Origin of the sequence: Pseudomonas cerasi, assembly GCF_900074915.1 — a bacterium.
GTDB lineage: Bacteria > Pseudomonadota > Gammaproteobacteria > Pseudomonadales > Pseudomonadaceae > Aquipseudomonas > Aquipseudomonas cerasi.
Genome location: NZ_LT222319.1, coordinates 2,110,539 through 2,132,772 on the forward strand (window position 1 = coordinate 2,110,539; position 22,234 = coordinate 2,132,772).

Here is a 22,234-nt window from a genome sequence, read left to right on the forward strand (position 1 = left end):
AGACCATTCGAAGGAGAGATGCCGGGAAGCGAGCTTCCCGGCAGAGGGGCTTAAACGCGGAATTGCCTGGTGAGACGGTTCAGGCTTGAAGCCAGGGTCGACAGTTCGGCAGTGGCGATGGCCGTCTGATTGGAACCCTCGGACGTCTGGCTGGACAGATCACGAATGCTGACCAGGCTTCTGTCTACTTCTCGAGCGACCTGAGCCTGTTCTTCAGCTGCGGTGGCAATCATCAGGTTACGTTCATTGATCTGGCTGATGGATTCGGTGATTTCGAGCAGCGCCTTGCCGGCACCATTGGCCATCTCCAGCGTCTTGTGGGCCTGAACGCTGGTCTGCTCCATTGCGCTGACAGCATTGCCGGTGCCGGTCTGAATCGAGCCGACCATCTGTTCGATTTCACGGGTCGATTGCTGAGTACGATGCGCAAGTGCCCGGACTTCGTCCGCAACCACGGCAAAGCCCCTTCCGGCTTCACCTGCGCGGGCTGCTTCGATGGCCGCGTTGAGTGCCAGCAGGTTGGTCTGTTCGGCGATGGCCCGAATCACATCCAGCACCTTGCTGATATCCGTCGCCATGACGGCCAGGCCCTGTACCTCGGTGGACGTAATCTGCACCTTGGAGACCATCAGGTTGATCGCCGTGACGGTCTCATCGACCTGAGCGCGTCCGGCCATGGCGGCAGTGCTGGATTGCGAGGTCACCTCAGATGCCGATGCGGCATTACTGGCCACTTCTTCCACCGCCGCGCTCATCTCGTTAACGGCCGTGGCTGCCATTTCGATCTCGTTGGTCTGGCGCTGAATGGTGCGCGATGCGTCCTCCGTGACGGCATGCATTTCCTCGGAAGTGGCAGCCAGCTGGGTGGAGGAATCGCCGATCAGGGTCAGGGCATTGCGCAGGTTGGCCTGCATGGTGGCAAGTGCGGCAATCAGTTTCGCCGCCTCATCAGTGCCATGCTGCGGAATATCCTTGCTCAGATCATTGGTGGCGATGCGTTCCGCGATACTCAACGAATCGCCAATCGGGCCAGTCAGGCTGCGGGTGTACATCCAGGCAAGGAGCAGCGTGGTAATGACGCCCACGGCGATGAAAATACCCACCATCCACAGCGTCTGCTGATAGGCAGTCTGAGCGGTATCACCGGCTTTCTCGGCTTTGGCGTCGTTGACGGTCCTGAGTTTCTTCAGTCCGGCTTCAACCTGATCGGCCGCGCTTTTCATTTCGCCATTGGAGGTTGCCACTGCAGCTTCCAGATTGCCGGCGGCCACCGAGGCCAGGTAGCGATCCTGTGCCACCTGATACCCGGCCTGTGCCTGGGACAATTCATCGAATGCCTGGCGTCCTTGCGGAGTCACGATCAATTTGCCGAGGGCGTCAAAATAGCCGGCGATCAGCGAGCGAGACTGCTGGATATCGCTGAGCGCCTTGGTCTTTCGATCCTGCGGTTCAATCGGATTGCGCACTCGGGCGTTGTTGCCCCGAATACTGACAAACTCCCGATCAATCGACGCGATCTGTTTCACGCTCGGAAGCACATTGGTCTCGATGAATTTTTCCGCAGCATTGAGCTCGGCGGCCTGACGCAGGGCGAGCAAGCCCAAAGCAATGATCATCAGGCAGAACACGCCGAAACAGAGCGTCGAACGAGCAGCCAGGTTAAGTTTTCGCAGGATCATAAGTGTTTCTCCGAAGGGGTAATCAGGTATCGCCCTCATTCGGATTAACTTGGCCGTAAAAGAGTAACAAAGTGTTTCAGAGGGGTTGCAATATTGGCTTTTATCAAAACCGCTTGGTTCTGTTATGCGGACTCAACGTTTCTCCATACCCAACATGAAGGTATCCACCGCGCGTTCGACCATGGCGTGAATTTCTTCGATACTCAGCGGCATGGGCGCCTGCTGGTAAAGACGAATGTCGGTTTCGGCAGTCAATAGCGAGGTCAACTGCAATGCGGCGATGTGCGGATCGGTTTCACGCAACTGGCCTTTTCGCATCGCCAGAGCCATCAGTGAGCTGACTGTCTGCAAACACTGGCTGGGACCGGACTCGTAAAACATCATGCCGATGTCCGAGTGCCCTGACTGGGCCACTACCATGCGATAGACAGCCAGTGCCTTGTCGTCATTGATGAGCACCATGAGCATGCGTTCCCCGAAACGGGTAAACAGTGTTCTCAAATTGATCGGTTTGTCATCCTGGATCGCCAACTCTGAAACCGCGTCGGCCAGATGAGCGGTGGCGAGCCTGTTAACCACGGCGATGAACAGTTCTTCCTTGGAGGGGAAGTAACTGTAGATCGTCGCCTTGGAGCCACCCATTCGTTTGGTGACTTCATTCATCGAGGCACGCTCGTAGCCCATTTCGAGGAAGACACTTGCTGCGGCATCAATGATGGCTTCGCGGCGAGCTTCAGTACGGACCTTCATTCATATCCTCAATTCTCCAGTGGGCAGATTGTGTGCAAAATTCTCTAGACTGGAACTGAACCGTTCGGTACGATTTCAGCAGACTCCGTGGAGCTTACTGGAAAAGCAGGCGCAGATAAATGCCGATGGACTGCACCCGGCCATTCGTTGCCCGAATCCATTCAAAGATGGAGTGAACAGTTCTATGACCATTATCGACTTCAACAAATCCGTCAAACGTGCTTTTCGTAGTAATACGGCAGCCGCTCCTCAGCTGGAAAAAATGCTGACCGTGATTCTGAAGACCGACGCTCCCGTGCTCATGGGGATTTGCAGTGACGGGCTGCGTAGCAACAGCAATGTAGTGGGCGGGGAATTTTACGGCGAAAACTTCAGCGGCTCGGTACTCTCCGGCGGTAGCAATACGCTGGTTGAGTTGTCATCCGAGCTTGCCTTTCTGGAAACCCGTTTCACGCTGGTCACCCAGTTGGGTGAAATGATCAACGTTGAAAGCAGGGGCGCTTTACTCGTTGACGAAGCGGGCCAGCACGACCTGCAGAACGGAGTATGGCCAATCAGCGAAGGCCATTATCAGTGCACCTGTACACCGCGCTTTCAGGTCTCTCTGGGTCCTAACGAGTGGCTGGAGAAGAGCGCATTCATCGGCAGGTTCGAATACCTGTATGGCAATGAAGCGCTGATCAGCTTTTACCGAATGAAGTTCTGATCAGTCCCTGCGAATGTCCGCGTAGCACGCCTGGGCAGGCCTGCTACGCGACAGCCTTTTAAAACGTGACGCTGGCACTCAGGCGCGCGGTGCGCGGTTCACCCACGTTGACCTGCAACTGGCTGCCGGTGCTGGACGGGTAGTACTGCTTGTCGAACAGGTTATCCACATTCAACTGCAGGCGTGTTTTATAACCGGCCATGGGCACGTCCCAGCGCAGAAACGCATCCGCCACTGTGTAGCTGCTCATATAGAAGGTGTTGGCATCGTCGCCAGCACGTTCGCCCACATAGCGTGCGCCGCCACCTGCGTGCCAGTCGCCCAGGCCGGACGGGACTTGCAGATGGTGGGTGAGGTACAGGCTGGCCGTATGCTTGGGGGCCTGGCTAAGACGATTGCCCTTGTTGCTTGGATCATCCAGCACTTCGGTGTGGGTGTAAGCGTAAGTGCCGATCATGTCCCAGCGCTCGGCAATTCGACCGGTCACGTCCAGCTCGATGCCTTGTGAACCTACCTTGCCAGCGGCTTCGCTGACACCCGTCACGCCAGTAGGGGTGACGACGTTTTTCTTCTCGATATCGAACACCGCAAGGTTGAAGTCGAGTTCCGGTGCCAGTGCATATTTGGCCCCGACTTCGTAACTGCGACCTTCTTCCGGGTCGAAGGTGGTGCCGTCATCGTTAACGTCATCATTGGGGACGAAGGAGCGGCTGTAGTTGCCGTACAGCGACAGGTCTTCATTGACCTTGAATACCAGGCCCGCCATCGGCAGGAATATATCGTCATTTTTGTCCAGGTTAGTGTTGCGGCTGGCGCCGAGGCCTTGGGCGATGTACTGGTCATAATGCTGATAGCGGCCGCCGAGGACCAGAATCCAGCGGTCATCGAGGTGCCAGTTATCCTTGAGGTAAATGGACGATGAAGTCAGTTGATTGCTCAGGTTGCTGTTCGCTGCGCTGATCACGCTGGGCTCTGCCAGGCTGCCATAGCTGGGCGAAAAGATGTTGAAGCCGTTCTGGGCGGTGTTGCGATAGGTCTTGCCGCGGTACTTGTCGGAGTCTTCCTGTTCGGCACCGATCAGCAGATCATGTTGCTGGCCAAACAGCTCCTGCTTGCCGATGAAGTCCCAGCTGGCATAACGCGTTTCATAATCGTAGTGGCCGCCATTGGCCTGACGCCGCAGCACGCCGCTGCTGGACAGCGTACTCGGCTGGGCAATCGAGAGGCTGTAGCGGTCGTTGTTCCAGCCGTAGGTCAGACGGGTTTTCCAGTCATCGCTGAGCTGGTACTCGAAGCGCGCGGTTGCGGTTTCGCTGATGCCGACTGTATTGGACCATTTTTCATCCAGTCGCTTGTCGTAGCTGATATTGGCAGGATGACCGCCCGTGAACACCGTGCCACGATCGAACGGGCTCACGTAATCGTTGTATTCGTAAGCCAGCGTCAGGCTGGCGCGCTCCCCCGTCCAGGACAGCGACGGCGCGACCAGCGTGTGCTGGTCAACGCCGTAGTTACGCCAGTAGTCCTCGCTCTGACGCTCGGCCACCAAGCGGTAGGCCAGCCCCGAGTCGCCCAGCGGGCCGGTGGTGTCGATGCCGAAGCTGCCGCCGCCTTCGCTGTACGCCGAGCCACTGAGCGTGGTGCTTTGCGCGTATTGCGGCTGTTTGCTGATCACGTTGATCACGCCACCCGGCTCCATGGCTCCGTACAGCAGCGAGGCCGGGCCTTTGAGCACTTCAACGCGTTCGGTGGTAGCGCCGAAATTTTTCGACACCACCGAGCGCACGCCGTCACGCAGCACCGAGCCATCATCGTTGGTGCCAAAGCCGCGCTTGACCAGCGAGTCCTTGGTGTTGCCAAGCGTGTTGCCCTGGCTGACGCCACTGACAAACTTCATGGCATCGTCCAGCGAGCGCACGTTGTAGTCGGCGATGGTCTGCGGTGTCACCACGTTGACCGACTGCGCTTCTTCCTTCAGCGGTACATCGCTCTTGCTCGCGGTGCTGGCGCTTTTGGCGCTGTAGCCTTCCTGTGTTTCGGTCGCGGTTGCCGACACCTGCGTGGCAGGCAGCGTTGCGGTTTCGGCTGCATGCACTGCACCGCCGGAGAACATCGCGAGAGAAAGCGCGGACAGCAGAAAAGTGCCGGGACGGCGAGGGCATTGGAAGGAAGTGCTCAAGGGAGATGCTCTGCTAGGACGTTAATAGCAATAATTGTAATTTGATATTAATTCTCATGTAAATAAATGATTGAGGCGCCTGCCGGTTTCTTTCCCCCTGCAAACAGGGGGCGCACGGCTCAGGGCAGATTAGGCACATTGGCATCAATCCGCTTACCCATGCTGATAATGGGCTCAGGCGTATAGCCCAGGGTTTGATAGAAGGCCTGCACGCTTTCATTAAAGGTATGGATCTGCAGGTTGATCTTCACACAGCCAAGCTCCGCGAGCGCTTTTTCAGCGTGCCTGACCAGCCGGGTGCCCAGGCCTTTGCCACGCTGTTGGGGATCAACGGCAACCGAATACAGCCAGCCGCGATGACCGTCATAGCCGGCAAGGAGGGTCCCGACCACCTCGTCATCCGCTAGAGCGACGAAAAACAAATGATCGTCGACAGCCCTTTTCTTGTCGATCGACAGGTCTGGGCGATTGTGCGGCTTTTCGTCATTGAAGACGGTCTTCCACAGTTGGATGACCGCGAGACGGTGATGCGGGTCTGAATACTCGACAATACAGTTCATTGCGGGGTCCTTTAGCCATGAATCCGAAGACTAAGGCCACGCGCCCTGCATTGTCTAACCGGCGGTCTTTGAGCCCTTGCCCTGTTTTGTCACCTGAGGCAGCGATGCGGGTGTATCGAGCAGGGCGCGAATGGCCCGGCTGTAAGCGGGCTGCCCGAGCTGCATGCTGTTGTTATGCGTACCGCCAGGCACCAATAGCAGTTTCTTCGGTTCCTGCGCGGCCTCAAACAACTGTTCGCTGAAGCGGGCCGGGACATAGCGATCCTCGGTGCCATGCACGATCAGCACCGGCATATGGATGTCTGCAATCTTGTCCAGTGAGTCGAACTTCTGCGACAGCAGCCAGCGCACCGGCAGCGAGGTATTGGCCAGCGCGGTAGCCACATCGGCCAGGTTGGTGAACGTGGATTCTATGATCAGCCCGCGGGCCTGAATCGGCACATTGCCCTTTTCAGCGTCTTCGCCCAGCTCGGCAGCCAGATCCACTGCCACCGCACCGCCCAGAGAGTGTCCATAAATCAGCCTGCGCTGCGGATCGGGTTGCAATTGCTTCAGGCGTTCCCAGGCGATGCGTGCGTCTTCATACACGGACTTCTCCGACGGCAGCTGGCCCATGCTTTGCCCGAAACCCCGGTAATCGATCGCCAGTATCGAGTAACCCTGCGCCTTGAGCTGCTGGATACGGAACAGCTGGCCGGTGAGGTTCCATCGTGATCCATGCAGGTACAGCATCGCCGGGGCGTTCTTGTCCGCAGCGGGCCACCACCATGCATGGATATTCTGCGAGTTACCGAATGCCGGTGTACTGAGTTCGATTTCCTGTACATCTGCCGGCAGACCGCTGTACCAGCTGGCGGTACCGGGCTCGATGCGAAATACCAGTTCGCGCTCCTTGTGTTCAAGCACTGCGCAGCCGACGGGCAGGCCAAGGATGATGGCTATCATGCTAATCCATCTGAGCGGACGGGCTTTGAAGCGAGCCAGAGGCGAAATCGACATAAGAAGGAGAGTCCGGTCAACAAAGTGAAATAAATGCAGAATCTGCATCCGGGATGCAAGACCAGCCGACGAACGCCGGGTTACAGGATATTGCGTACCTGCGCCGGAAGGATTGATAGACCGAGGCGAGTAAAACCGGTGGCTTCAATACCTTGCGCGATGTGGCCCGAAGGCAGTCTGGACAACGACGCTCATTAGCACGTTTTGTTATTGAGGTAGCCCTTATCGATAGCTGCGGATTATGCTGTGTCGGCGAGGGCGCTGTGTTTTTGTCATCTACCGCCGCCGGATTCGCCGATCTGCTTGCTGTATTCCCGCGCTTTCTTCAATTTCTTCAAGAGGTTACCGCCTATGTTCACCTACCGTCCCCTGGAAGAAAAAGACGTCCCCCTCATCTGCGAGATGCCGCAGAATGCCGATGAGCTGTTCTATATGTTCCCCAGGGCCACGTACCCGTTGACCGCCTCGCAACTCATCGAAGCGCTTGAGACGCGTCATGATTCGACCGTCATCGAGATGGATGGCGAAGTAGTAGGGTTTGCCAACTTTTCTCTCTGCACGTTTCGCGGCCGCTGTTCGCTGGGCAACGTCATCATCGCACCGAAAGCCCGCTCCAGAGGAGTAGGGCGCTTCATGATCACCACCATGATGGGGATTGCGTTCGACAAGCACGAGGCGAGTGAAATGATCGCGTCCTGCTACAACCACAACGTCCCGGGCTTGCTGTTCTATCCGCGAATGGGGTTTCGTCCTTTCCACATCGAAGAAAAGCGCGACAAGCGTGGCGAGCGTGTTGCGCTGATTCACCTGCGGCTGTCCGGCACCGACGCAAAAGAGAACATGCAAGACACACAAGAGTAAGTTTTCGAGCGGGGCACGCACGACTCTTTTAAAGGAGCGGGCGTGCCTTGCGAGCGCGGTAACCATTTTATGTTCAACCGTTCGTCGGTCTTTATTCCTTCCTTTCACGTGCCTTTTATACGCTGCGGTTCACGCCGAGTCCCATTCTGTTGAAGAACATGAGGGTGAATCGTTTTTTCTGTGGGGGCACTCAATAAGAAACCGCGTTAAAAGGGTGATCGATATTCAAGTATGGAAGTTGCCTGAAGTGCAGCGCGCAGTGTATAACGGGTTTAAGCATCAAGTGAGTGGCGACGGATAATTGGCGGGCTGGCGCGGGCCGTTTTTAAAAAGTCATCAACAATAAAAATTATCAAAAATTTGTCACTGTCGGGACATGCTTACACACATAAGGAGATAAAGAGATGATCGCGAGTGGACTGTCCGAGTTAGAACTCAGAAGCATCGTTGAACGTGCGTTCCTGCCGTTACGCTGCACCTGCACGATTGCCAATGATCAGATGAACGTGCAGATAAGCGACCCGGTATCGGGGCGTACCCAGCGCCAGATGAATCTGCCGCTCAGCCGTATCAATACGGTTCGGGACATCTCGGCACTGGTGGCCGAGTTACGCGAAGAACCGGTAATGCCCCGTGTGGCGAAAGCGTATTACAGCGCTGCCTGATACTGCTGCACCCCGCTGATGCCCTGGCATCACGTTACCTGGCCCTGATCATCGCTGATCGGGGCCTTGTCGTTTCTAAGGGCCGCTTTATCGACCGCATTCGGCGCAGGCAGAGAGGCTAGGCGGGTCTTCATGAACGCGAACCTCTGGTGGCGCAGAACCGCTTTATGCTCGTCAAATTAACAGCGTCGAAAGAATGCTGTTTTTAGCGCGGACTATAAAAAATAAGTTGAACGCATTGAATGCGTTAATGTCAGCGAAAACTGCTTTTTTGAAGGGGCATTCAACGATTAAACGATACAAGGTCATTCAAATCATCAGGTTATAAAGTGTTTCAAGCCATTGTCGCCGTCCGCAGCCCATTTGACACCCCCGATTTTCTTTGCAACTATTCAGTTGCCCGACTTATTTTGTAACGCATTGTCACTCTTTTCAGGCTGATAAAAGCGTTGTCTTAAAAAGGGCGGTAGCATGACGCCTTCTTCCTGTCAGGTCTGAACATTGGGCCTGTGTCTGTTGTACCTATTGTAATTTTTTGTGAAGAACACCTTCTCTAACCATGTCGTCTCATGGGCGCCGTGAATGAGCGCGTGTGTAGTGTGCTGCATGTGTTTCGCCTCGAATCGTGCAGGGACGCTGGTTCGCCTTATCAATCAGGTATTCGACATCCAGAACATCTGGACTGCACCCACGTATGAAAATGACGATGGAGCATCATTATGTTTGATAACTGTATGGAAACAGCCTGCGGTTGCGTGGTGGGAGGTGCCGGGCTCGCGGGCATGGGCTTTTTGTTCTACGCCCTGAAGAGCGGCGCGATGCCCGGGCTCGCTGCCAAAGGACTGATTGTCATTGATGCAAGCGACCAGCCCGGGGCGGGTGCGCTGGGAGATTACCGGATTACTGCCAACTCGGTAGGCGATGTATTCATCGACTGCCTTCGTGATCCGGCATTGCGCGAGGTGTTCGAACCCCTCGAGTACTCGGCAGCCTATTGGCGCATCAAGGCGCAGGCACAGAGCGCGCCACAGCTGTCGGATGTGGGCCTGCTCATGGCCGAGGCAGCCAGGCTGGTGCTGGACCACATCGTGCAACGTTATGGCGTAGAAGTATGGTCCGGCACGCGCCTTGATGAGGTGATTTGCGAGGGCGACGAGTTCTGTCTGCACGTTGACAGCGTGTACGGCAAAAGAAGCGTGCGCTGCCAGACGCTGGTACTCAACCTGGGCGGGCGCCAGGATCCACAACACCTGATCGATGATCTTGCCCGGCAAGGTCTGACGCTGCCGGACACCTGCACTAACCAGAGCGCTGACCGCTTGTTGCGCATGAACGCGGTGCAGTTACGCGAAGTATTTGCCCCGGCGCTGGCCGATAACGGGCGTATCACCATCGTCGGGGGATCTCACAGCGCTTTCTCGATGCTTGAGAATCTGGCGGATGCACTGGAGTTTGCTGGCTTGCAAGAACTGTCACTGGTTCACCGGAGCAGTATCAGGCTGTTTTACGAAAGTGCTGAACTGGCGCACGCAGCCGGCTACGCATTCGACGCGCAACTTGACGTCTGTCCGGTTTCAGGTCGGATCAACCGTTCCGGAGGCTTGCGTTACCGTGCCCTGGAGATCGGGCGCGAAGCGCTGCAAAGCGGCCGCGTAGGCAAAACCGGCGTGCACGTGCAGATGGTGCAGACACTGGGCGGACGCCCCGATGAACACGAGCAGGCACGACTTGTCCTGGCTGACTCGACTGTGATCGTGCAGTGCTCTGGTTATCAGCCCGTGTTGCCCAGACTGAAGGATGCCGATGGCAACCTTGTCAGCTTGCGCGAGGCCAAGGGGGGACTCGACTCGGACGCTGGCGGCTGCCCGTTCGACCAGCACGGTCGTCGAATCAAGGGCCTGCATCTTTTCGGTCTGGGCGCCGGACTGGGCGTCGACCCGCAATTGGGCAGCGAACCCGCCTTCGACGGCCGGATATATGGCGTCTGGCAGTTTCATCATGATGCCAGCCGAGTGGTACTGGAGGCGGTCACGCGCAGGCTTGCTCATCAACCTGTAGCTGCCGAGACGTTCATTTCGGAGGGGTTCATGCAGGCAGCTTTAGGCCTTCAGGCCGGTTAGGCCGGTGCAGCAGAGAAGCGCAGAATGGCGGCCATAAAAAACGGCGTCCCAGGGACGCCGTACGGCCGGTCTGCCAATAAACGGCAGATCAGCATTGAATAAGGGGGTGGTGCGGGAATTATTGTGGGTCCTGGTTGGGAGCCAGTTCTGCCTGGATACGTTTGTAGATTTCTTCACGATGCACTGAAACATTTTTAGGTGCATTGATGCCCAGGCGGACTTGAAGCCCTTGAACGCCAAGAATCGTGACGGTGATCTCGTCACCGATGTTTATGCTTTCGCCTACTTTGCGAGTGAGTATCAACATAATCTTTTCCTTGATGGCCTCTTGAAAACGCCTCTCTCAAGAGGCTGGCGTTTGCCTTTGCGTGGTGATTGTTGCCGAGTGCATCCAAATGCATCCGTCTTATGACGTCGCACAGGTGAATTAAATTCCCTCGGTTCATTTTCTTGTCATCGAGATTTGCATCCCGGATACGACGAGTGCGCCAATTCTGCCCGTTTCGACGTGAAAATGCCCGTATTTACTGGCGTCATATAAAAAGTAACGTCAGCCGCTGCACCCTTCAGGGTCGTCATCGTCTCGGTCGACGGTGCTGCTCAAATCATTTCGATATGAGTACAAGCGTAGGCACGACTTCACCAGATTGCCCGGGCTTTCTGAAAATTCAAATGAAAGTGGCGAACGAGTGTGTAGGAAGGGGCTGCGGATCACCGTAGTGTCCATGCTGATGCGGTGTATTGCGGGGGGGCTGGTAAGGGTGATGCACAGGTGTGAGGCGGGGCCAGGCGTTCGCGGGCTGCAGCTCCCGCGAAGGCCTGGTCCGGGGTTTACACCGCCATCGACAACAGCATGATGAAAATCAGGCCGACGACCGAGAGGATGGTTTCCATCACTGTCCAGGTCTTGAAGGTCTCGGCAACGGTCATGTTGAAGTACTGCTTCACCAGCCAGAACCCGGCGTCGTTGACGTGCGACAGGATCAACGAACCGGCACCGGTTGCCAGCACCAGCAGTTCGCGATTGACGCCTGGAATCAGGCCGACCACCGGCGCTACGATGCCGGCACCGGTAATGGTTGCCACCGTCGCCGAACCGGTTGCGATGCGGATGACCGCCGCTACCAGCCAGGCCAGCATGATCGGGTTGATCTGCGCCTGCACAGCCATGTGCCCGATCACGTCACCGACGCCACTGGCCACCAGCATCTGCTTGAAGCCACCGCCTGCGCCCACGATCAGCACGATTGCCGCCACCGGAGCGAGACTCTGGTCCAGCAGCTTCATGATCTTGCTGCGGTCAAACCCGCGCGCGGCACCAAAGGTGTAGAACGCCAGCAACAGCGCGGCAAGCAGGGCGGTGATCGGGTGACCGATCAGATCCATCCAGATGCGGAACATGTTGTTTTCCGGCAATACCACGTCGGCCAAGGTCTTGAGCAGCATCAGGAAGACTGGCAGCAGGATGGTCACCAGCGTGATGCCGAAGCCTGGCAGGTTGTCAGTGCTCGACTCCTTGGCAATCTGGTCCATCAGTTCCTTGGACGGCGTACCGGGGATACTTTTGGAAATCCAGTTACCGAAGATCGGGCCAGCGATGATGGCGGTTGGCAGAGCAACGATCAGTCCGTAGAAAATGGTCTTGCCGATGTCTGCACCGAAGATGCCGATGGCCAGCAACGGACCCGGATGCGGTGGAACCAGACCGTGCACGGCTGACAGGCCTGCCAGCAGCGGAATGCCGATCTTCACGATGGGCACGCCGGTGCGTCGCGCGACAATGAACACCAGCGGTATCAGCAGGACAAAACCGATCTCGAAGAACAACGGGATGCCCACCAGGAAGGCAGAGAACATCATTGCCCAGTGCACTTTCTGCTTGCCGAAGGTGCGTATCAGCGTTTGCGCAATCTGGTCTGCGCCGCCCGAGTCGGCCATCAGCTTGCCGAGCATCGTGCCCAGGCCAAGGATGATACCGACGAAGCCCAGTACGCCACCGAAGCCGTCCTGGAAGGATTTCATGACTTTTTCGACCGGCATTCCCGAGGTCAGGCCAAGAAAGCCTGCCGCCAGGGTCAGCGCGACGAAAGGGTGCACCTTGAAGGTGGTGATCAGCAGCACCAGGCCGACGATGGTCACCAAGGCATCGACGAGCAGGAACGTCTCATGGGTCATACCGAACATGGGTGTCTCTCCGGTTTATTGTTTTAAGGAACTGTTAACAGCGCCGACTTCAATCGTGTGTGCGCAAGACAGCGCTGTCTTTTGCACTCACACCTTTATCAGGCGTGAGAGCCTTTCCACCATGCTGCGGCTTGTTTGCCGATGACATCGATAGGCTGGGACGCGTCCACGATCAATGTCAGCGGTTCGCCATAGGGCGGTTCGAGGGTCGCGAACTGGCTGTCCACCAAGCTGGCGGGCATGAAGTGCCCAGGCCGGTGCGAGCAGCGTTCGCTGGCGAGTTCCTTGCTGAGTTCCAGAAAAACGAAACCCAGGCCAGGCACCGCATCACGCAGGCGCTGGCGATAAATGAGCTTGAGCGAGGAGCAGGTCAGCACCGGGTGTTCACCGTTGGCGAGGGCGGCAGCCATCTCTTCGCCCAGGCGGGTCAGCCAGCCGGCACGGTCTTCGTCGTTGAGGGGGGTTCCGGCGCTCATCTTTTCGATGTTGGCCGGTGGATGGAACGCGTCGCCTTCGATCAGACGGCCGCCGCTGTTCAGGGCAATCTCGGCACCCACGGCGCTTTTGCCGCAGCCAGACACACCCATCACCACAAGGGCGGAAATAGCAGTATTCGCAGTTGTCACAGTAGGCACCTCATCTGGAGACAGCGCTGTCTTCTTTCGGGTGGACATGAGTCCCAGCCCGGGCTGTTCCAGTTATTTGTCGTTGTTTTGGGCTCATCAATAAGCATGGGAGGCTGTTCTCCGCGGGACCCGAACCGGGCAACCCCTGTGAAACCAGCGATAAAGCATTGTCACGTTCCATGAGACAGCGCTACCTTATGGGGCAATCGACACATTTGGCAACCCTTATGTTAGTTGGCAACGCATGATACGCATTGGTTCCCGCTCTACCGGTCGCCCCACGCTCAATGAAGTGGCGAAGCTGGCTGGTGTCTCTCCGATCACTGCCTCGCGTGCGTTACGCGGTATCAGCACCGTGGCGCCTGAACTTGTGGAAAAGGTCCGTGCTGCGGCGCAGGGCCTGGGTTATGTAGCCAACCCGGCCGCCAGGGCACTGGCTTCTTCCTGCAGTCAGACCGTCGTGGTACTGGTGCCGTCACTGTCCAACCAGTTGTTCATCGAGACGCTGGAAGCCATTCAGGACGTGTTGCGCGTGCGGGGCCTGGACGTGGTCATCGGCAACTACCATTACTCACCTGACGAGGAAGAGAAGCTGCTGCGCAACCATCTGGTCAATCGCCCGCGCGGTATTCTGCTGACCGGTTTCGACCACACGGCAGCGTCTCGCCAGATGCTTGAAACCAGTGGCATACCCTGCGTGCACATGATGGAACTCGACACCCGCCTGGGCGCCTATTGCGTCGGGTTCTCGCAACAACAGGCCGGTGCTGAAGCCGCGCGTCACCTGCTCGGGCGTGGCCGCCGTCGGCTGGCGTACATGGCCGCCCAACTCGACCCTCGTGTACTGCAACGTGGCGCCGGGTTCCGTCGGGTGCTGGAAGACGCCGGGCTGTTCGACCCCGCGTTGCAGGTCTCGACACGCCAGGCCTCGTCGATCGGTCTGGGCGGGGAGTTGTTTGCGCGCCTGCTTGACCAGCATCCGGATGTCGACGGGGTATTTTTCTGTAACGACGACCTGGCACAAGGCGCCGCGCTGGAGGCCTTGCGCCTGGGCGTCACGATTCCCGAACGAGTCTCTCTGGTGGGCTTCAACGACCTGCCGGGGTCCGCGCACATGGTGCCGCGCCTGACCTCGATACGCACGCCCAGAGAAGAAGTCGGGCAGCGCGCTGCTCAGGTATTGCTGGGCCTGCTTGACGGGGTCACCCAGCAGCCTCTGGTGGATCTCGGCTTTGAGCTGGTGGTGCGGGAAAGCTCTTGAGGATTTTCCCCGGCCAATTCTCGCGAGCCTTCTCCGGGTCATTGCGCTGACCAATGGTAATGGCGCTCTGCGGGCTCGATGCCTTCGGGCTGGAGTGCCCGACCGCGCTGTCCTGCACTGCCAGCGATACCCTCATTCGAACGGTTCCGGCACATTTTGACTGTCATTTCTGACAGTACCCATCCCCCCGTGTTGAGTATTCAATGACCCTATGTTTTTGGCTCGGAGCGGCATAAGTGTCTTGGCCGCATCGTTGGATGACGGGGATATATCTTCTTATCTATTCCCCGTTCTGGCGGTCTTACAAGACCTATTGAAGGATCAGAGAAATGCAAAAAAAAGCATCTCAGAACGTTAGAGCCTTGACGCATATCGCTGACCCCGTCGGTTCGGGTGTGCCCTTGGACATCGCGTGGCTGACCGGCATTATCCCCCTGGGCTTTGTACCCGCACAGATCGCTATCAGCCCTGATGAAACCACGTTGTATGTCGCCCATGAAAGTGGCCGGGAAGTCAGCGTGGTCGACATCGCCAGTGCCAGCGTAACGGGCGCCATCAAGCGGGCAGGGGCCGGCGCGATTACCCTGAGCCCCGATGGTAAAAGGCTTTACACCATTGGCCAGAAAAGGTGCTACGTGGTCGATACGCGACTGCGCGAAGTGATCAGGATACTCCCGGCAGCCAACGTCAACAGGATCCTGTGCAGTGCCGATGGCCGTTTTATCTGCCTGTCCTTTCAGAATGCGCTCGGCGGTTTGATTCGTCTGATCGAGACCGAGAATTACACGGTCGAAAACGAGTTCGATCTGGGCGCCCTGACCAACGCATCGCTGGCCCTCGGGATCAGTCCGTTGAACGACAGGTTTTACGCGACCATGCTGGTTGATCGCACCGCGCCTACCGATGTTCTTGCGATCAGCAAGGTCGATTACCTGCAGCATGACATTACCGGGTTTTCCGACCCACGTTCGATGGCCTTCAGTTCCGATGGCGCCTGGCTGTATGTCGGCGGCATCGACGAGGTCTACATCGTCGATGCCGCGACCAATAAAACCTTCTATCGGGAAAAAATCGGCACGCAGGGTTACCCGGTGAAAGTCATCGGCGTGACACCGGATGACCGCTATGTCTACGCAATCTACACCTGTAATTACGACGTTTACCGGATCGATACGGTGAAGGGCATCGCCACCTGCATTGCCTACTTTCCGTCGGTAGGCGGCGCTGTACTCAACAAGACCGGCACGTATATCTATTCCAGCCATCCGGACATGAGCTGGATCTCGATCTACCGGCTATGAAGACTCCTGCAGTGGCCTGGCTTGCGTGTGACCAGCCGGGCCGCCCGTCAGTCGGCGTCAAGTGCTGCGACACCGGCCTTGGCGACCTGAGCATCCTGTTCGGCTTTCACGCCTGAAACCCCCAGCGCACCGATTACATGGCCGTCGACGATGACCGGCACACCGCCTTCCAGGGAAGTCAGCAGCGGAGCACTCAGGAATGCAGTGCGCCCGCCATTGACCATCTCTTCGTAACCCTTGGACTCACGTTTGCCGAGTGCCGAGGTGCGGGCTTTTTCGATCGCGATGTAGCTGCTGATCGGTGCGGCGTCGTCCAGTCTCTCGAATGCCAGCAGATGGCCGCCGTCATCAACGACGGCGATGGACACGGCCCAGGCATTGGCCCGTGCTTCATCGCGTGCGGCACCGAGCATCAGGCTGATTTCGGTCTGGGTCAGGACGGCTTTGATCTTCATGGGGTTCTCCGGAGCAGTGATTATTGAATAGGGTTCAGTGTGATTCAGGCGTGCCAAGCGCTGCATCGATCAGTTCGATCCAGTGCCGCACTGGCGTTCGGCCGGCGCTGGCCAGATGGGTCTGACAGCCGATATTAGCGGTGGCAATCACCTGCGGTTTGCCGCTCTCCAGTGCGTTCATGCGGTTGTCGCGCAGTTGACGGGCGATGGCAGGCTGGGTGATGGAGTAGGTGCCTGCAGAGCCGCAGCATAAATGACCGTCCGGCACTGTGGTCAGATTGAAGCCTAGACGAGTCAGGACACGCTCGACTTCGCCGCCGAGTTTTTGCGCGTGTTGCAGCGTACACGGGCAGTGAAACGCCAGGCGCTGATCGGTCTTGATGCCGAGGGTTTCCAGCGGTTCGTCGCGCAGCAGTTCGACCAGATCCTTGGTTCGCGCGCTGATCTGCCCGGCCTTGTCGGCATAGGCTGGATCATGGCGCAGCAGGTGGCCGTAATCCTTGACGAAGGCCCCGCAGCCGCTGGCCGTCTGGATCAGGCTTTCAACACTGCCCTGCAACGCGGGCCACCACGCGTCGATGTTGCGCCGTGCCCGGTCCAGCCCTGCCTCCTGTGCATTGAGGTGATAATCCACGGCGCCGCAGCAACCCGCCTGTCTGACCGCCGTAATGCCGATGCCCAGACGATCCAGCACCCGCGCCGTAGCGCTATTGGTGTTGGGCGACAGGCCCGGTTGAACGCAACCTTCCAGGAGCAGCACCTGGCGCACATGACCGGTGTGCGGACGAAGTCCGGCAGGATGGACCGTCTCCGGCAGCTTGGTGGCCAGGGTTTGTGGCAGCAACGGCCTGAACTTCAGGCCCATGCCGGTCAGGGATTTGAACAGCCCGGGGTGGGGGATGACGCGACGCAAGCCTTCACGCAGCACGCGTTCTGCGAGTGGCCGCGGCACCAGGGCCTCAACCGCCGCGCGGCCGATGTCCAGCAGGTTGTGGTAATCCACCCCGGACGGGCAGGTGGTCTCGCAGTTACGACAGCTCAGGCAGCGGTCCAGATGCACACGGGTTTTCTCGGTGACCGGCTGACCTTCGAGCACCTGCTTGATCAGGTAGATCCTGCCGCGTGGACCGTCCAGCTCATCACCCAGCAATTGATAGGTCGGGCACGTGGCGTTACAGAAACCGCAATGCACACAACTGCGCAGGATACGTTCGGCTTCTTCGGCGCACGGCAGGGTTCTGGCGTGTTCACTCAATGTGGTCTGCATGTTTCAAAGCTCCGCGTACAGTCGGCCGGGGTTGAAAATCCCCTGCGGGTCGAGTCGGGTCTTGAGTGCCTGATGGTAGCGCAGCACAGGTGCGGCCAACGGTTCAAACGGGCTGTCGACGACGCCCTGGCTGTAGCAGGTCGCATGGCCGCCAACCGCCATAGTGATCGCTCTAATGGTTTGTCCGTCAGCATCCGACTTGAGCCAGCGTTGCGCGCCACCCCAGTCGATCAACTGCTCGCCCGGCAGATCCGGCAGGCGGCTGTCAGCAGGTACACAGAGCCGCCACAGCGGCCGAGGGTCATCGAAGAAGGGCAGGCGGTGCGCATTCAACTGTTGCCAGTACGCGGCATCGAGCAGCTCGCCGCCGAGCCGGTCCCGGGCTGCGGCCACTGAACCTTCACCGCCTTCCAGGCGCAGACGCAGTACGTGGCCATCATGGCTGGCCGCGCTGATCGGTATCGGTTGCTGACCCCACTCGGCAAGGCGCGCCAAGGCCAGCGCGCTGTCCATTTCCAGTGCGATGCTGCTGCACAGACGTGGTTTGGGCAGCACCTTGAGCGACACCTCGGTCAGCAGCCCCAGGCAGCCGAAACTGCCTGCCATCAGGCGTGAAACGTCATAACCTGCAACGTTCTTCATGACTTCTCCGCCGAAACGCAGGTGTTTGCCAAGACCGGTGATGACCCGTGTGCCCAGCACGAAATCACGCACCGACCCACTCCACGGACGGCGCGGTCCCGAGAGCCCCGCAGCGACCATGCCGCCGAGCGTTGCCGCGCCGAAGTCCGGCGGTTCGCAAGGCAGCATCTGACCTGCGGCATCCAGCGTCTGTATCAGCTCGTTCAATGGCGTACCGGCGCGCGCCGTGATCACCAGTTCTGTCGGGTCATAACTGACGATGCCTCGGTGCTCGCGGGTATCGAGTATTTCGCCAGCCGTTTCACGACCGAGAGAAGTCTTGCTGTTGCCGCCCTGAATACGTAACGGCCGGTTGTCGCGGAGCGCCTGATCGACCCGCTGGAGCAGTGCCTGGCTGACGTCGTTGTCCATCGTGCTCATCAGAAGCGCTCCAGGTCGGGGAACGGCAATTGCCCGGCATGTATGTGCATGGCGCCAAATTCCGCGCAGCGATGCAGCGTCGGGATGTTTTTGCCAGGGTTGAGCAGACCGCTGGCGTCGAACGCCGCCTTGATGGCATGGAAGAAGGTCAGCTCGTCGCTATTGAACTGGGCACACATCTGATTGATCTTCTCGCGACCGACACCGTGCTCGCCAGTAATGCTGCCGCCGACCTTGACGCACAGCTCGAGGATTTTGCCGCCCAGTGCCTCGGCGCGCTCCAGCTCACCCGGTTGATTGGCATCGAACAGGATCAGCGGATGCATGTTGCCGTCACCCGCATGAAACACGTTGGCGACGCGCAAGCCGTATTGCTCGGATAGCTCCCTGATGCTGCGCAACACTCCCGGCAACTCACGGCGCGGGATGGTCCCGTCCATGCAGTAGTAATCCGGCGACAGGCGACCCACGGCCGGGAAAGCGTTCTTGCGCCCGGCCCAGAAGCGGACCCGCTCGGCTTCATCCTTCGCCTGGCGCACTTGGGTAGCGCCCGCCAGTGTCAATACCTCGCTGACCCGTTCGCAATCGGCGTGCACGTCGGCTTCGACGCCGTCCAGTTCACAGAGCAGAATGGCTTCGGCATCGACCGGGTAACCTGCGTGAATGAAATCCTCGGCGGCACGAATCGCCAGATTGTCCATCATCTCAAGTCCGCCGGGGATAATGCCCGCGGCGATGATATCGGCCACCGCGCGTCCGGCCTTTTCCACTGAATCGAACGCCGCCAGCAGCACCTTGGCCACTTGCGGTCTGGGTAGCAGCTTGACCGTGACTTCGGTAATGACGCCGAGCATGCCTTCGGAGCCGGTGAACAGTGCCAGCAGGTCGAAGCCCGGCGAGTCCAGCGTGTCGCTGCCCAGTGTCATCGGCTCGCCTTCCACGGTCAGGATCTCGACCTTGAGCAGGTTATGCACGGTCAGCCCGTACTTGAGGCAATGCACGCCGCCGGCATTTTCCGCCACATTGCCGCCGATGGAGCATGCAATTTGCGAGGACGGGTCCGGCGCGTAATACAGGCCGTGGGGCGCTGCCGCCTGAGAAATGGCCAGATTGCGCACGCCGGGCTGAACCCGCGCCAGGCGCGCCGAAGGGTCGATATCGAGGATCTGATTGAAGCGTGCCATGACCAGCAGCACGCCTTTTTCCAGCGGCAGCGCGCCACCCGACAGCCCGGTGCCCGCCCCACGAGCGACCACCGGTACGCGACGTGCGTGGCACAGCCTGAGCAGCGTCTGTACTTCTTCCACATGCCGCGGTAATGCCACCAGCATCGGTGTGCTGCGATAGGCCGACAATCCGTCGCACTCGTAAGGCCGCAGTTCTTCGGGCCGATGCAGGATGTCCAGGTCGGGCAACTGCTGTTGCAGCGCCTGCAACAGTTGTTGCTTGTCGACGGCGGGCAGCACGCCATCGATGCGTTCGTCGTAAAGGATATTCATCAAGCCACCCTGGGTTGTTTTTATCGGGTTAATGCATCCTAGCTCATTCGCTACGAAGCTTGAGTTGACAGCGAAGGTCTGATCACGCAATTTACGCATTACGTAATGCGGTTACGAAAATAAAAACACGCACCCATGCGTCAGGCAGGCGACTCCCGTGGACCTATTCACTTATTACCGCTCGACCTCCAGTTACCGTGTGCGTATTGCGCTGGCCCTCAAGGGGCTGGATTACACGGCGGTTCCGGTCAACCTGGCGCTTGAGGGCGGCGAGCAAAACAAACCTGATTGCACGGACTTGAACCCGCAGGGCAGGGTGCCTGCACTGCGGCTGGACGATGGAGTGGTCATCACTCAGTCACTGGCGATCATCGAATACCTGGAGGAGCGTTATCCGCAACCTGCGTTACTGGCGCAGGAGGCTGTGATGCGGGCTCGACAGCGTGCCGTGGCGGCGCTTATCGGCTGTGACATCCAGCCCTTGCACAACGTTTCGGCGCTTGACCGGTTGCGCACGCTTGGTCACGACGAGGCCGCTGTCGTGGCCTGGACCAGGCATTGGATCGGCCAAGGCTTGCAGGCCGTCGAGCAGTTGATCGGGGACCAGGGTTTCTGTTTTGGCTCGAGCCCCGGCCTCGCGGATATTTACCTGTTACCGCAGTTGTACGCAGCCCATCGTTACCACGTTGACCTGACTGCATTTGCGCGTATTCAGCGGGTCGAGCACCTGGCCATGCAGCACCCGGCCTTTCAGCAGGCACATCCTGATGCACAATCCGACAAGCCGGAGTAGGCTGCCTTCATGAAGATTCTTGGTCTGCAACTGATATTCGGTGATTTTCTCGCACGCAGCGTGCGAGGGATTCCGTGTGCGCCGCCCGCAGGACAGTGATTGCCAGGGTTACCCACTCTCACTTTCCTGCAAGGAGCCAGTCATGGCTGATCTTTACGAAAATCCAATGGGCCTGATGGGCTTTGAATTCATCGAGTTCGCGTCACCGACGCCCAACAGCCTTGAGCCCGTGTTTCAGATGATGGGCTTCACCAAAGTCGCAACGCACCGCTCCAAGGACGTGTCCCTGTTTCGTCAGGGCGCGATCAACCTGATCCTCAACAACGAGCCGCACAGCCTGGCATCGTACTTTGCCGCCGAGCATGGTCCTTCGGTATGCGGCATGGCGTTCCGCGTGAAAGATGCGCAGAAGGCTTATAACCGGGCACTCGAACTGGGTGCACAACCGCTGGAAATCGCTACCGGGCCCATGGAGTTGCGCCTGCCCGCGATCAAGGGCATCGGTGGCGCGCCGTTATACCTGATTGATCGCTTCGGCGAGGGCACGTCGATTTACGATATTGATTTCAATTTCATCGAAGGCGTCGATCGCCACCCGGTCGGTGCCGGTCTGAAATTCATCGATCACCTGACCCACAACGTGTACCGCGGGCGCATGGCGTATTGGGCCGGTTTCTATGAAAAGCTGTTCAATTTTCGCGAGCTGCGTTACTTCGACATCAAGGGCGAATACACCGGCCTGACCTCCAAAGCCATGACCGCCCCGGACGGCATGATCCGCATTCCGCTCAACGAAGAGTCGTCCAAGGGGGCGGGGCAGATTGAAGAGTTCCTGATGCAGTTCAATGGCGAAGGCATCCAGCATGTAGCGTTCTTTACCGATGACCTGATCAAGACCTGGGACGCGCTGAAAGCAACCGGCATGCGCTTCATGACTGCGCCACCGGACACCTACTACGAGATGCTGCAAGGCCGCCTGCCCGATCACGGTGAGCCGGAGGCCGAGCTCAAGTCACGCGGCATTCTGCTCGATGGCTCTTCCGAAGGGGGCGAGCGTCGCTTGCTGTTGCAGATATTCTCCGCCACGCTGATGGGCCCGGTGTTTTTCGAATTCATTCAGCGCAAGGGCGACGACGGGTTTGGCGAAGGCAACTTCAAGGCGCTGTTCGAATCCATCGAACGCGACCAGATCCAGCGTGGTGTACTGACGCCGGATTGAGCGATAACCGGAAGTGCCCGCCTTGCGCGATCAGACGAGCCTGCTCAG

Annotated in this window: 20 protein-coding genes; 8 read left to right on the forward strand and 12 right to left on the reverse strand. The window is 58.4% G+C overall.

Going from position 1 to position 22,234, the window contains the following annotated elements; all coding sequences use genetic code 11:
* Window positions 1–50: 50 nt before the first annotated feature.
* Complete coding sequence (locus PCPL58_RS12195) at window positions 51–1,718, reverse strand: methyl-accepting chemotaxis protein (RefSeq protein ID WP_414860607.1); 1,668 nt, start codon at window positions 1,716–1,718, stop codon at window positions 51–53.
* 93 nt (window positions 1,719–1,811) lie between these two features.
* On the reverse strand, window positions 1,812–2,429 hold the full coding sequence (locus PCPL58_RS12200; RefSeq protein ID WP_003370390.1) for a TetR/AcrR family transcriptional regulator: 618 nt from the start codon (window positions 2,427–2,429) through the stop codon (window positions 1,812–1,814).
* 184 nt (window positions 2,430–2,613) lie between these two features.
* On the opposite strand from PCPL58_RS12200, the gene PCPL58_RS12205 reads away from it, so the two are divergent.
* Entirely contained in the window at window positions 2,614–3,135 is a 522-nt protein-coding gene (locus PCPL58_RS12205; RefSeq protein ID WP_003370392.1) for a DUF3237 domain-containing protein, read from the forward strand.
* 58 nt (window positions 3,136–3,193) lie between these two features.
* Here PCPL58_RS12205 and PCPL58_RS12210 read toward each other — a convergent pair whose 3' ends face one another.
* The 3 genes from PCPL58_RS12210 to PCPL58_RS12220 all read right to left on the reverse strand — a co-directional run bounded on the left by PCPL58_RS12210 (window position 3,194) and on the right by PCPL58_RS12220 (window position 6,873).
* Window positions 3,194–5,314 carry a TonB-dependent siderophore receptor gene (locus PCPL58_RS12210; RefSeq protein ID WP_083188376.1) on the reverse strand — a complete coding sequence of 707 codons (2,121 nt, stop codon included), beginning with the start codon at window positions 5,312–5,314 and terminating at the stop codon, window positions 3,194–3,196.
* 119 nt (window positions 5,315–5,433) lie between these two features.
* Window positions 5,434–5,874, reverse strand: a complete 441-nt coding sequence (locus PCPL58_RS12215) for a GNAT family acetyltransferase (RefSeq protein WP_024662299.1) — start codon at window positions 5,872–5,874, stop codon at window positions 5,434–5,436.
* A gap of 54 nt (window positions 5,875–5,928) precedes the next feature.
* Window positions 5,929–6,873 carry an alpha/beta hydrolase gene (locus PCPL58_RS12220; protein ID WP_065349502.1) on the reverse strand — a complete coding sequence of 315 codons (945 nt, stop codon included), beginning with the start codon at window positions 6,871–6,873 and terminating at the stop codon, window positions 5,929–5,931.
* Window positions 6,874–7,224: 351 nt separating this feature from the next.
* On the opposite strand from PCPL58_RS12220, the gene PCPL58_RS12225 reads away from it, so the two are divergent.
* The 3 genes from PCPL58_RS12225 (at window position 7,225) to PCPL58_RS12235 (ending at window position 10,519) form a co-directional block, all read left to right on the forward strand.
* Entirely contained in the window at window positions 7,225–7,734 is a 510-nt protein-coding gene (locus tag PCPL58_RS12225; RefSeq protein ID WP_003370401.1) for a GNAT family N-acetyltransferase, read from the forward strand.
* A 404-nt stretch (window positions 7,735–8,138) separates the two neighbouring features.
* On the forward strand, window positions 8,139–8,399 hold the full coding sequence (locus PCPL58_RS12230; RefSeq protein WP_003370403.1) for a DUF1652 domain-containing protein: 261 nt from the start codon (window positions 8,139–8,141) through the stop codon (window positions 8,397–8,399).
* A gap of 719 nt (window positions 8,400–9,118) precedes the next feature.
* Entirely contained in the window at window positions 9,119–10,519 is a 1,401-nt protein-coding gene (locus PCPL58_RS12235; RefSeq protein ID WP_065349503.1) for a pyridine nucleotide-disulfide oxidoreductase, read from the forward strand.
* A 118-nt stretch (window positions 10,520–10,637) separates the two neighbouring features.
* Here PCPL58_RS12235 and csrA read toward each other — a convergent pair whose 3' ends face one another.
* The 3 genes from csrA to PCPL58_RS12250 form a co-directional block, all read right to left on the reverse strand.
* A complete protein-coding gene (csrA, locus tag PCPL58_RS12240; protein WP_002554157.1) occupies window positions 10,638–10,826 on the reverse strand; it encodes a carbon storage regulator CsrA in 189 nt (62 codons plus the stop codon).
* Between the two features lie 524 nt (window positions 10,827–11,350).
* A complete protein-coding gene (locus tag PCPL58_RS12245) occupies window positions 11,351–12,703 on the reverse strand; it encodes a GntP family permease (RefSeq protein WP_003436276.1) in 1,353 nt (450 codons plus the stop codon).
* A 98-nt stretch (window positions 12,704–12,801) separates the two neighbouring features.
* Window positions 12,802–13,290 carry a gluconokinase gene (locus PCPL58_RS12250; protein WP_003344097.1) on the reverse strand — a complete coding sequence of 163 codons (489 nt, stop codon included), beginning with the start codon at window positions 13,288–13,290 and terminating at the stop codon, window positions 12,802–12,804.
* Window positions 13,291–13,573: 283 nt separating this feature from the next.
* Between PCPL58_RS12250 and gntR the strand changes: the two genes are divergently transcribed.
* Window positions 13,574–14,590 carry an HTH-type transcriptional regulator GntR gene (gene gntR, locus PCPL58_RS12255; RefSeq protein WP_054081606.1) on the forward strand — a complete coding sequence of 339 codons (1,017 nt, stop codon included), beginning with the start codon at window positions 13,574–13,576 and terminating at the stop codon, window positions 14,588–14,590.
* 329 nt (window positions 14,591–14,919) lie between these two features.
* Window positions 14,920–15,891, forward strand: coding sequence for a YncE family protein (locus PCPL58_RS12260; protein ID WP_003370412.1), 972 nt, complete (start codon window positions 14,920–14,922; stop codon window positions 15,889–15,891).
* Window positions 15,892–15,938: 47 nt separating this feature from the next.
* On the opposite strand, the gene PCPL58_RS12265 is transcribed toward PCPL58_RS12260, so the two are convergent.
* From PCPL58_RS12265 to glcD, 4 genes are read right to left on the reverse strand one after another with little or no spacing between them, the layout of a single operon-like run.
* Complete coding sequence (locus PCPL58_RS12265) at window positions 15,939–16,346, reverse strand: heme-binding protein (RefSeq protein ID WP_065349504.1); 408 nt, start codon at window positions 16,344–16,346, stop codon at window positions 15,939–15,941.
* A gap of 34 nt (window positions 16,347–16,380) precedes the next feature.
* Complete coding sequence (gene glcF, locus PCPL58_RS12270; RefSeq protein ID WP_065349505.1) at window positions 16,381–17,613, reverse strand: glycolate oxidase subunit GlcF; 1,233 nt, start codon at window positions 17,611–17,613, stop codon at window positions 16,381–16,383.
* 3 nt (window positions 17,614–17,616) lie between these two features.
* Window positions 17,617–18,675, reverse strand: coding sequence for a glycolate oxidase subunit GlcE (gene glcE / locus PCPL58_RS12275; RefSeq protein ID WP_065349506.1), 1,059 nt, complete (start codon window positions 18,673–18,675; stop codon window positions 17,617–17,619).
* A complete protein-coding gene (glcD, locus tag PCPL58_RS12280) occupies window positions 18,675–20,174 on the reverse strand; it encodes a glycolate oxidase subunit GlcD (RefSeq protein WP_065349507.1) in 1,500 nt (499 codons plus the stop codon). The genes glcE and glcD overlap by 1 nt, the downstream gene beginning before the upstream one ends.
* A gap of 157 nt (window positions 20,175–20,331) precedes the next feature.
* On the opposite strand from glcD, the gene maiA reads away from it, so the two are divergent.
* The gene (gene maiA / locus PCPL58_RS12285; protein ID WP_065349508.1) at window positions 20,332–20,967 is read left to right on the forward strand and encodes a maleylacetoacetate isomerase; all 636 of its coding nucleotides are present in this window, start codon (window positions 20,332–20,334) and stop codon (window positions 20,965–20,967) included.
* Between the two features lie 142 nt (window positions 20,968–21,109).
* Complete coding sequence (gene hppD / locus PCPL58_RS12290; RefSeq protein WP_003370421.1) at window positions 21,110–22,186, forward strand: 4-hydroxyphenylpyruvate dioxygenase; 1,077 nt, start codon at window positions 21,110–21,112, stop codon at window positions 22,184–22,186.
* Window positions 22,187–22,234 lie beyond the last annotated feature (48 nt).